Annotated in this window: 9 protein-coding genes; all 9 read left to right on the top strand. The window is 70.2% G+C overall.

What is annotated here, in order from left to right; genetic code table 11:
• Positions 1 to 1,144, top strand: a 1,144-nt coding sequence (gene sucC / locus DI005_RS23735) for an ADP-forming succinate--CoA ligase subunit beta (RefSeq protein WP_113641030.1), incomplete at its 5' end; no start/stop codon positions are given.
• 5 nt (positions 1,145 to 1,149) lie between these two features.
• Entirely contained in the window at positions 1,150 to 2,037 is an 888-nt protein-coding gene (gene sucD / locus DI005_RS23730) for a succinate--CoA ligase subunit alpha (RefSeq protein WP_112276995.1), read from the top strand.
• A 255-nt stretch (positions 2,038 to 2,292) separates the two neighbouring features.
• Positions 2,293 to 3,045, top strand: a complete 753-nt coding sequence (locus tag DI005_RS23725; RefSeq protein ID WP_113643586.1) for a DUF5336 domain-containing protein — start codon at positions 2,293 to 2,295, stop codon at positions 3,043 to 3,045.
• 151 nt (positions 3,046 to 3,196) lie between these two features.
• The gene (locus DI005_RS23720) at positions 3,197 to 4,693 is read left to right on the top strand and encodes a DUF6350 family protein (RefSeq protein WP_199543173.1); all 1,497 of its coding nucleotides are present in this window, start codon (positions 3,197 to 3,199) and stop codon (positions 4,691 to 4,693) included.
• A gap of 109 nt (positions 4,694 to 4,802) precedes the next feature.
• The gene (gene purN, locus DI005_RS23715) at positions 4,803 to 5,420 is read left to right on the top strand and encodes a phosphoribosylglycinamide formyltransferase (protein WP_112276999.1); all 618 of its coding nucleotides are present in this window, start codon (positions 4,803 to 4,805) and stop codon (positions 5,418 to 5,420) included.
• Positions 5,417 to 6,985 carry a bifunctional phosphoribosylaminoimidazolecarboxamide formyltransferase/IMP cyclohydrolase gene (purH, locus tag DI005_RS23710; protein ID WP_113643585.1) on the top strand — a complete coding sequence of 523 codons (1,569 nt, stop codon included), beginning with the start codon at positions 5,417 to 5,419 and terminating at the stop codon, positions 6,983 to 6,985. The genes purN and purH overlap by 4 nt, the downstream gene beginning before the upstream one ends.
• Positions 6,986 to 7,858: 873 nt before the next feature.
• Positions 7,859 to 8,581 carry a hypothetical protein gene (locus DI005_RS23705; protein WP_113643591.1) on the top strand — a complete coding sequence of 241 codons (723 nt, stop codon included), beginning with the start codon at positions 7,859 to 7,861 and terminating at the stop codon, positions 8,579 to 8,581.
• 32 nt (positions 8,582 to 8,613) lie between these two features.
• A complete protein-coding gene (locus DI005_RS23700) occupies positions 8,614 to 10,194 on the top strand; it encodes a DNA polymerase Y family protein (protein ID WP_113643584.1) in 1,581 nt (526 codons plus the stop codon).
• Complete coding sequence (locus tag DI005_RS38310) at positions 10,194 to 10,334, top strand: hypothetical protein (RefSeq protein WP_158559894.1); 141 nt, start codon at positions 10,194 to 10,196, stop codon at positions 10,332 to 10,334. Before DI005_RS23700 ends, DI005_RS38310 begins: the two co-directional genes overlap by 1 nt.
• Positions 10,335 to 10,338: the final 4 nt, after the last annotated feature.

The following is a 10,338-nucleotide window of genomic DNA, read 5'->3' as shown; positions in this document are numbered from 1 at the left end:
GGACCTCTTCGCCGCCCATGGTGTGCCGGTGTTGCCCGGCGCTGTGGCGAGTAATCCGGAAGAAGCGCGGGCCGCCGCCGAGGAGATCGGTGGGCAGGTTGTGGTCAAGGCGCAGGTGAAGACCGGTGGCCGGGGTAAGGCCGGTGGTGTGAAGCTGGCCAAGGATCCGGCCGAGGCGCGGGAGAAGGCCGAGGCGATCCTCGGGTTGGACATCAAGGGTCATGTCACGCGTCGCGTGCTGGTGACCGAGGCGTCGGACATCGCGCAGGAGTATTACTTCTCGTTCCTGCTGGACCGGGCGAACCGCACGTTTTTGGCCATGGCCTCGGCCGAGGGTGGCGTGGAGATCGAGCAGCTGGCGGTCGAGCGCCCGGAGGCGTTGGCGAAGGTGGCGGTGGATCCGATCGCCGGGGTGGACAAGGCCACCGCGCTCGAGATCCTCACCCAGGGCAATTTCCCGGTGGAGATCCGGGAGCGGGCCGCCGAGGTGGTGGTGAAGCTGTGGGAGACCTTCGTGGCCGAGGACGCCACGCTGGTCGAGGTCAACCCGCTGGTGCGGGACCCGCAGGACAAGATCGTCGCCCTGGACGGCAAGGTCACCCTGGACGGCAACGCCACGTTCCGCCACCCCGAGCACGAGCAGCTGGTGGACAAGCAGGCCGAGGACCCGCTGGAGGCCAAGGCCAAGGCCAAGGACCTCAACTACGTCAAGCTCGACGGTGAGGTCGGCATCATCGGCAACGGCGCGGGCCTGGTCATGTCCACCCTGGACGTGGTCGCCTACGCCGGGCAGCGGCATGGCGGGGTCAAGCCCGCGAACTTCCTCGACATCGGGGGCGGCGCCTCGGCGGAGGTGATGGCCGCCGGGCTGGACGTCATCCTCGGCGACCCCGCGGTCAAGAGCGTGTTCGTGAACGTGTTCGGCGGGATCACCGCCTGCGACGCGGTGGCCACCGGCATCGTGGAAGCCCTCAAGATCCTCGGGGACGAGGCCACCAAGCCGCTGGTGGTGCGCCTGGACGGCAACAACGTCGAGGAAGGCCGCCGGATCCTCGACGAGGCCAACCACCCGCTGGTCACGCAGGTGGACACCATGGACAACGCGGCCGACAAGGCCGCCCAGCTCGCCGCGGCAGGAGCCTGATCCCCATGGCCATTTTCCTCAACGAGAACTCCAAGATCATCGTGCAGGGCCTCACCGGCTCGGAAGGCACCAAGCACGCCACCAAGATGCTGGCCGCCGGCTCCACCATCGTCGGCGGGGTCAACGCCCGCAAGGCCGGCCAGACCGTCACCATCGGCGGCACGGACCTCACCGTCTACGGCACCGTCGAGGAGGCCATGAAGGCCACCGGCGCCGACACCTCGGTGATCTTCGTGCCCCCCAAGTTCGCCAAAGACGCCGTCATCGAGGCCATCGACGCCGAGATCGGCCTGGCCGTGGTCATCACCGAAGGCATCCCCGTGCACGACTCGGCCTACTTCTGGGCCCACGCCGTCGCCAAGGGAAACAAAACCAGGATCATCGGCCCGAACTGCCCCGGTGTGATCTCCCCGGGCAAGTCGAACGCGGGCATCATCCCGGCCAACATCACCGGCCCCGGCCACATCGGCCTGGTGTCCAAGTCCGGGACGCTGACCTACCAGATGATGTACGAGCTGCGCGACATCGGCTTCACCACCGCGGTCGGCATCGGCGGGGACCCGGTCATCGGCACCACCCACATCGACGCCCTCGCGGCGTTCGAGGCCGACCCCGACACCAAGGTCATCGTGATGATCGGCGAAATCGGCGGGGACGCCGAAGAACGCGCCGCCGACTACATCAAGGCCAACGTCACCAAACCCGTCGTCGGCTACGTCGCCGGCTTCACCGCCCCCGAAGGCAAAACCATGGGCCACGCCGGCGCCATCGTCTCCGGCTCCTCCGGCACCGCCCAAGCCAAAAAGGAAGCCCTCGAAGCCGCAGGCGTCAAGGTCGGCAAAACCCCCACCGAAACCGCCGAGCTGGCCAGGGAGCTGTACAAGGCCTTGTAACGCGGTAGCACAATGACTGTAGGAGCCGGGCACCGCACGGTGCCCGGCTCCTTCGTTTACAAAGACCGGGCAAAAGGGAAACCAACTGCCTGGGTGAAGCGTCTAAGAGCCGGCCGCTTCACCGGTTCGCGGTGCGCTAACGTTCCGTTGCCGCCGCAGCTCCCGCTTCCGGGTCGGCTGCGAGCCCGGGGGCGCGAGTCGAATCGGCCAGGACTGACCGCGGTTGTCAGCGAGAACACGACAGGAGAACAACGGATGACCTTCCCGAGCGGCGCGCCGGGTGGATTTCCCGGCCAAGGCCCCCAGCAGCCACAACAGCACTTTCCCGGGGCGGCGCCGTCAGCAGGCGGCGGACCCAAGTTGGGCTTGCCCCAGATCTTCTACTTGGTCACCGCGGGTCTCGGTGTGCTGAACCTGTTCCTCGGTTTCGCCAACATCGGCGGTGGCAGGAGCTTCTACGAGGCCGGGTACGCGTGGATCCCGGCGTTGCTGTTCGTCAGCGCGCTGACCGCCGTCTTCCTGGTTCTCCCCGGTGACGTCAAGCCCGGCCCGTGGCCTGCCATCTTCGCCATCGGCGCCGCGATCCCGTTCCTCTTCACCGTGTTCGCCGTTCCCTACGACATGCAGGCCGGCGGCATCATGGTCCTGATCTTCGGCCTGCTCCAGATGCTGGCCGCGGTCGCCGCGTACCTGTTCGACGCGGGTGTGCTCAAGCCGCCGGCTCCCCAGCCGCAGTCGCCCTACGGTCAGCAGCCGGCGTACGGCCAGCAGCAGCCGGGCGCGTTCGCCCAGCAGCAGCCGCCGTTCGGCCAGCAGCCCGCTCCGGACCAGTCCGGTGGCATCCCGCAGCCGACGAAGTTCGCGCAGCCGGTCTCGCCGCAGCCGGGGCAGCAGCCCACGACCTACGCCTCGCAGCACGGTCAGTTCTTCCAGCAGCAGTCGCCGGAGGGCGGCCAGCAGAACCCTCCGGGCACCCCGCCGGGCGGCTTCGGCCAGTCCAACAGCTGATCAGAGTCACGGAAAGGCGCTTTCGGCGAACGCCGGAAGCGCCTTTTTGCTTGTCCGGAACTGCCCCGACCGGGTGGGGTGTGGGCGTCGTCATCCGCCTGCGGCGGCGTGGCTCACTCGGACGGCCCAATCGCGATGCGATGGTCAAAGCATGGACCTCCTCACCACGCGCATGCGCTCAGCGGGCTCCGCCGCTGGTGAGGACGTGCCGCGCGGTGGGCGAGTGCGGGCGTTGCTCGCCGCTGCCGTGTGGCCGCTCGTCACCGGCTACGCGGTGGTCGCCGCGTTGTTCGCACTGGTCACGGCCATCGCCACCCGGTCGGAGTTCTCGGCGCTCGGCGTGCTGCTTGCCGCGGGCCCCGGTTGGCTGGGCGCCTACCAGGTGCCCGTGCAGATAGAAGGTGAACCGCTCGGCGTCCTGCCGCTCCTGCCGACCGTCGGCGTGTGCCTGCTCGTCGCGCGGACGGCAGCGAGCGCGGCGCAGCGGCTCGGCCTCACCGAACCGGTGCGGGCGGTGCCGCTCATCAGCGTCATGGCTGGCGCGCACGCCATGCTCGGTCTCGCGATCTCGCTACTGTCCAACGGCGAGCCCCTCAGCGTCGAACCGCTGTCGGCCTTCCTCGTTCCCGGGCTGGTCGCGGCTGTGTCGGCCGCGGTCGGCGTCGCCCGGCACTGCGGCTTCACGGAGACCGTGAGTCGCCATCTCGATCCGCTCGCCGTGCACGGTCTGCGAGCGGGCGCGCTGGGGCTGCTCGCACTGCTGACGGCGGGGTCCTTCGCGTTGCTCGTCGGGATGGCGCTGTCGGTGCCGACGGCGAACAGCCTCTTCGCGAACAACGCGCCGGGTGCGGGCAGCGCGGCAGGCATGCTGCTGCTGTCGCTGGGCTACGTGCCGAACGCGGCGGTGCTGGCGCTCGGCTTCGTGACCGGCCCCGGCTTCTCCATCGGTTCGGTGTCGGTCAGCCCCTACGCCTTCACCGGCGGACCGGTGCCCGGAGTGCCTCTGCTGGCGGCGATGCCGGAGGCGCAGGCGTCGTGGTGGCCGGTGTTCGTGCTGTTGCCTGTCGCGGTGGGGGCGCTGGTCGGCTGGTCGTTGCGCCGGTGCCACGAGAACCCCGTAGCGCGGCTGCGCACGGTCGGCGTGGCCGGTGCGCTGGTCGGATTCGGCACGGTCGTCGTGGGCACGCTCGCGGGCGGCAGGCTCGGCTCCGGCGTGTTCGACCCGGTCGCGATCCCGCTCGGACTCGTCTCGATCGCCGCGTTCGTCTGGATCGCGGTGCCCGGCGGACTCGTCGCATGGTTCGCGGGGCCCCGGCCCGAGCCCGAGCCCGTCGCGGTCGAGGAGCAGGTGGAGGAAGCCGGGGACGAACCGGCTGAAGAGGCCGAGGATTCGGCGGAGACCGAGGCGGAGCGGTCCGACGAAGCCGTCGAGGAGGAGCCGGGTGAGGACGAGGAGCCCGGCGACGCGGAAGAGCCAGAGGACGACGACTTCGACGATCCCGACGAGGCGGCCGAGGTGGACCAGGTGGCCGAGCCTGGACCGGAGTCGGAGCCTGAACCGGAGCCGGACAAGGTGAAGGACCCGGAACCGGAACCGGAGGAAGAACCGGACCCCGGCGACGACGAAGCTTCCGGCAAGCGGCCCTGACACCTCTCCATCAAGATCAACTTCTCGCCGTTTAGGGTGGAGTGTCACCAGGTCAACCGACGTGTGCTCTGGCGCACAGCCCGGCAAGGAGACCGTTCTGGCTAGCAGGTTGGAGCTGCCTACCCCAGCGAGGTTGGTGGTACTCGCGTCAGGTTCGGGGACGCTGCTTCAAGCGGTACTCGACGCGGTGGAGGAGCCCTCGTACCCGGCCACCGTGGTGGCGGTCGGGGCCGACCGGGACGGCATCGAGGCGCTGGCGAGGGCCGAGCGCGCCGGGATCCCGCACTTCTCGATCAAGATGGGTGACCACCCCGACCGCGAGGCTTGGGACAAGGCGCTGACCGACGCGGTCGCCGCGTACCGGCCCGATCTCGTGGTCTCCGCAGGCTTCATGAAGATCCTGGGGTCGCGATTCCTCGGCCACTTCCCGAACCGAGTGATCAACACGCATCCCGCACTGCTCCCGGCGTTCCCCGGGATCCGTGCGGTCGCCGATGCGCTCGAGCTGGGGGTGAAGGTCACCGGGTCGACCGTGCATTTCGTGGATGCGGGGGTCGACACGGGGCCGATCATCGCGCAGGAGGCCGTGGCCGTGGAGGCCGATGACGACGAGGCGAGCCTGCACGAGCGGATCAAAGTGGTCGAACGTCGGCTCCTCGTGGACGTGATCGAGAAGCTTGGCCGTGCGGGGTGCACGGTGGAGGGACGGAAGGTGAGGTTGTCGTGAGCGAGCAGACCCCAGGGGCCGGTCAGCGGCCGGTCCGGCGCGCGTTGATCGGGGTGTCGGACAAGGCGGGCCTGCTCGAGCTCGCGACCGGCCTGCACGCGGCGGGCGTCGAGATCGTGTCGACCGGCGGCACCGCGAAGGTGCTGGCCGACGCCGGTGTCCCGGTGACGCCGGTGGAAGAGGTCACCGGGTTCCCCGAGTCGTTCGACGGGCGCGTGAAGACGCTGCACCCGAGGGTGCACGCCGGCCTGCTCGCCGACGTGAACCGGCCCGACCACGTCGAGCAGCTGAAGTCGCTGGACATCGCGCCGTTCGACCTGCTGGTGGTGAACCTCTACCCGTTCGCCAAGACCGTCGCGTCCGGGGCGAGCCCCGAGGACTGCGTCGAGAACATCGACATCGGCGGGCCTGCGATGGTGCGTGCCTCGGCCAAGAACCACGGTTCGGTGGCGGTGGTGGTCGACCCGGCGAGCTACGACTGGGTGCTCGAAAGGGTCCGCGCCGGTGGTTTCGATCTCGCCGAGCGCAAACGGCTGGCGGCGAAGGCCTTCGCGCACACGGCGGCCTACGACACGGCTGTCGCCTCGTGGTTCGCGAGCGCGTACGCCCCCGCCGACAACTCCGGTTTCCCTGACTTCCTCGGCGCCACCTGGGACCGGGGCGAGGTGCTGCGCTACGGCGAGAACCCGCACCAGGGCGCGGCGGTGTACCGGCACGGTGAGCCCGGGCTGGCTCACGCCGAGCAGCTGCACGGCAAGGCGATGTCCTACAACAACTACGTCGACACCGACGCCGCGCGCCGCGCCGCCCACGACTTCACCGATCCCGCCGTCGCGATCATCAAGCACGCCAACCCGTGCGGGATCGCGGTGGGCGCCGACATCGCCGAAGCGCACCGGAAGGCCCACGCGTGCGACCCGGTGTCGGCCTACGGCGGCGTGATCGCCAGCAACCGGCCGGTGAGCCTGGAGATGGCCGAGCAGATCGCGGACGTTTTCACCGAGGTTGTGCTGGCTCCGGACTTCGACGCCGACGCGCTCGACGTGCTCACCCGCAAGAAGAACGTGCGACTGCTGCGGCTGCCCGAGCCGCTCGGCTCGCCGGTGGAGTTCCGGCCCATCTCGGGGGGTGTGCTCCTGCAGACGGCCGACCGGATCGACGCGCCCGGCGACGACCCGGCGAACTGGACGCTCGCGACGGGCGAGGCGGCAGACGAGAGCACCCTCGCCGACCTCGCCTTCGCGTGGCGGGCCATCAGGGCCGTGAAGTCCAACGCGATCCTGCTCGCGAACGACCTGGCCACGGTCGGTGTCGGCATGGGCCAGGTGAACCGTGTCGACTCGTCGCGGCTGGCGGTGCAGCGGGCCGGCGACCGTGCCAAGGGTTCCGTCGCGGCGTCCGACGCGTTCTTCCCGTTCCCGGACGGCCTGCAGGTGCTGCTCGACGCCGGTGTGCGTGCGGTCGTTCAGCCAGGCGGATCGGTGCGGGACGCCGAGGTGATCGCCGCCGCCGAGGCCGCTGGCGTGACGCTCTATCTCACCGGCACCCGGCACTTCGCGCACTGATTCCCGCGGCCCTCGTGCGGCAACAGGGAGCAAGGGAGCTTTACTACCGAAAAACGGGAGCAAAGCTCCCTTGCTCCCGTTCTGGCCACTGGGATGCCTACCGTGCCAGCCGGGCCGCCCGCTCCTCCAGGTGGGGTCGCTCAGGGATGCTCGTGGTGCGTTTGGCCGCGATCCGGTAGTCCCCCAGCGCCGCGTCGTGTTCGCCCACCATCTCGACAGTTGTGCCCGCACGGCGGCGAGCCGGTAGCGCTTGGCCATCGGGCTGTCGTGGGCCAGTGACTCCGACAATGCGAGTCGGGCGTGCGGCACCGCCCGCAGTCGCTCGTCGCGTTCTCCTTCCCTCGGCGGGCGGAATCCCACACCCGACGACTTGATCCGCCGCCTTGCACGGCTGATGTGCTGGCCATCGTCGACTCGGGCACGAGGAACGCGCGGGCGATCTCCTCGGTCGTCAGCCCGCCGAAGGTCCGCATTCATCAGCGTTGGTATAGGCCAAGAGGATGTACCTCATCTCTGTTCTCCCTGCGTCCGTTGCACCACTTCTGGGTGCCTTCGCCGGAGACATCGGAGCTGGCGGCGTGGCTTCGACATCCGCGCAAGCCGATGCTGCCGGAGATTTCGCCGGAACGCGAGAGAAATCGGACGCGAGGGCTCCGTTCGCGTCCGGCCACCTCCGTGGCTTGACAGGGTGAGGTGGGCGGTGTTCACTGAGGGCATCGAACACATGTTCGACAAATAGCCGTCTTCCCCGCGGCGACCGAGTAGAACGCAGAGCTCATGCCATGAGCGTGGTCGTGCTGTCCGCGAGGGGAGGTGGTGCTGATGCCAGGTGGAACGGTGGCGGAGATCCAGGCCACCCGGCCTGGTGAGCCGATGGCTGAGCCGGCAGGGGTGTCCGCGGTCGCGCGGCTGGCCTCCCTGCCCGGAGTCAGCACGGCCAGCGGGGTGGCGGCCTCCGCTGTGCACGCGCAGGCGACCGGGCGGGTCCTCCCGGTGCTGCCCGCGCTCGCCGAACTGTTGCCGTGGGGTGGGCTGCGCAGGGGCAGCACGATCGCGGTGCACGGCTCCACCTCGCTGCTGCTCGCGTTGCTGGCCGAAGCGACTGCGAGCGGGTCGTGGGCGGCGGTGGTGGGGATTCCCCGGCTCGGGCTGGTCGCGGCGCGGGAGCTCGGGGTGGAGGTGAGCAGGCTGGCGCTGGTGCCGCGTCCCGGTGCGGACTTCGCCTCGGCGACAGCGGCCTTGCTCGACGGTGTCGACCTGGTCGCCACCGGCCCTCCCGGGAGGTTCGGCGGGACCCAGACCGCCCGCAGGCTCTCCGCTCGGGCCAGGCATCGCGGAGCGGTGCTGCTGTCCCTCGGCCCGTGGCCGGGTGCCGAGGTGGAGCTGCGCTGCGCCCCGGTGAGCTGGTCCGGGCTCGAAAAGGGCCATGGCTACCTGCGGGAACGCGAGGTCGTCGTGGACGTCGCCGGTCGCGGGGCCGCGGCGCGTCCCCTTCGTACGTCGCTGCTGCTGCCGGGGCCCGGCGGAGTGGTGGCGTCGGCCGGAGCAGCGGCTCGCCCGCCTTGCGCGCCCGCCGAGGAGGTGAAGGTGGGATGAGTACGGCAGGGGTCCTCACCCGGCCGCCGCGGATGCTGGTGCTGTGGTGCCCGGACTGGCCCGTGGTCGCGGCCGGCGCGGCGGCGGGGTTGCCCGCTCACCTGCCCGCCGCGGTGTTCGCGGCCAACCGGGTCGTGGCGTGCTCGGCGATCGCGAGGGCGTCGGGCGTCAGGCGGGACATGCGGCGAAGGGAAGCGCAGTCCCGGTGTCCCGAGCTCGCGGTGTTCGCCGAGGACCAGGACCGGGACGCGCGGTTGTTCGAACCCGTCGTGGCGGCGGTGGAGGAGCTGGTCGTCGGAGTGGAGGCCGTGCGCCCCGGGGTCGTGGCGGTGCCGGTCAGCGGTGCGTCCGGCTACTTCGGAGGGGAGCACCGGCTCGTCGAACTGCTCGTCGACCACGTCTCCGGTCAGACGGGCGTGGAGTGCCAGGTCGGGGTCGCCGACGGGTTGTTCGCGGCGACGCTGGCAGCACACCGCTCCGTACTGGTGGAGGAGGGCACGGCCGCGCGGTTCCTCGCACCGCTGAGCGTCACCGAGCTCGAGCAGCCCGACACCGACAGGGCCGAGCTGGTGGATTTGTTGCGCAGGCTGGGTTTGCGCACGCTCGGCGCGTTCGCGGCACTGTCCGAACAAGACGTGGTCGGACGGTTCGGCAGCGAGGGCTTGCTCGCGCACCGGCTGGCGAACGGGCAGGACGAACGGCCACCGCACCGCCGTCGTCCACCCCCGGAGCTGTTCGTCACCAAGGCGTTCGACCCGCCGCTCGAACGTGTCGACGTGGCGGCGTTCATGGCGAAGACGCTGGCGGGCCGGTTCCACTCCGGACTGTCCTCCCGCGGCCTCGCGTGCACCCGGCTGGGCATCTACGCCACCACCGAACGCGGTGAGGAGCTCAGCAGGATCTGGCGGTGCGCCGAGCCGCTCACCCCCGAGGGCATCGCCGACCGGGTGCGCTGGCAGTTCGAGGGCTGGTTGCGAACCAGAGACGGGCAGCGGCCGACGGCGGGCGTCTCTGAACTCCGGCTGGAACCCGAGGAAACGGTCGAGGGCACGGCGCTGCAACTCGGCCTGTGGCAGGGCGGAGACGGGGGAGAGCACACCCCGGAGGCCGACCGGGCAGCCAGGGCGCTGGTCCACGTGCAGGGGTTACTGGGCCCGGACAGCGTCTTCACCGCCGTTCCCGAAGGAGGACGTGGTCCCGCCGAGCGGGTTCGCCTGGTGCCGTGGGGTGATCAGCGCATGCCGTCCGACGGACACGACGCGTCCTGGCCGGAACAGCTTCCCGGACTGTCCCCTGCCACGGTCTTCGAAGAACCGGTACCCGCCTTCGTCACCGATGCGGAGGGCGTGGAGGTGAGTGTCACCGACCGGTATGCGTTCACCGACCCACCGCACCAGGTGTCGATCGAGGGCGGGGCCGGCCGCCACGTTCTCGCCTGGGCAGGGCCCTGGCCAGTGCTCGCGCGGTGGTGGGCGCCGGAGGGCAGGCCAACCACCGCCCGTGTGCAGGTGGTGCTGGAAGGAATGAGCGGGGCGCAGTCCGAAGTCGCGCTCCTGCTGAACTGGCAGGCCAAGCGGAATCCGCTGTGGACAGTGGAAGGGATGTACGACTAGTGGACGAGGACCGTTTCTACAGCGGCACGGAGCCGGAGCGGACGGCCGATCCGTGGTACCGGCTCGTCGAACCGCAGGCGCAGCAGCAAGTGTGCCCTGTCATCCCACTGCCGAGAACGTCACCGGAGAACCTCGGGTAGCGCC

The sequence above is a fragment of the Prauserella sp. PE36 genome, from assembly GCF_003311655.1.
GTDB classification, from domain to species: domain Bacteria; phylum Actinomycetota; class Actinomycetes; order Mycobacteriales; family Pseudonocardiaceae; genus Prauserella_A; species Prauserella_A endophytica.
The sequence above is the reverse complement of the archived record's forward strand: the minus strand, read 5'-3'. Positions and strand labels throughout refer to the sequence as shown.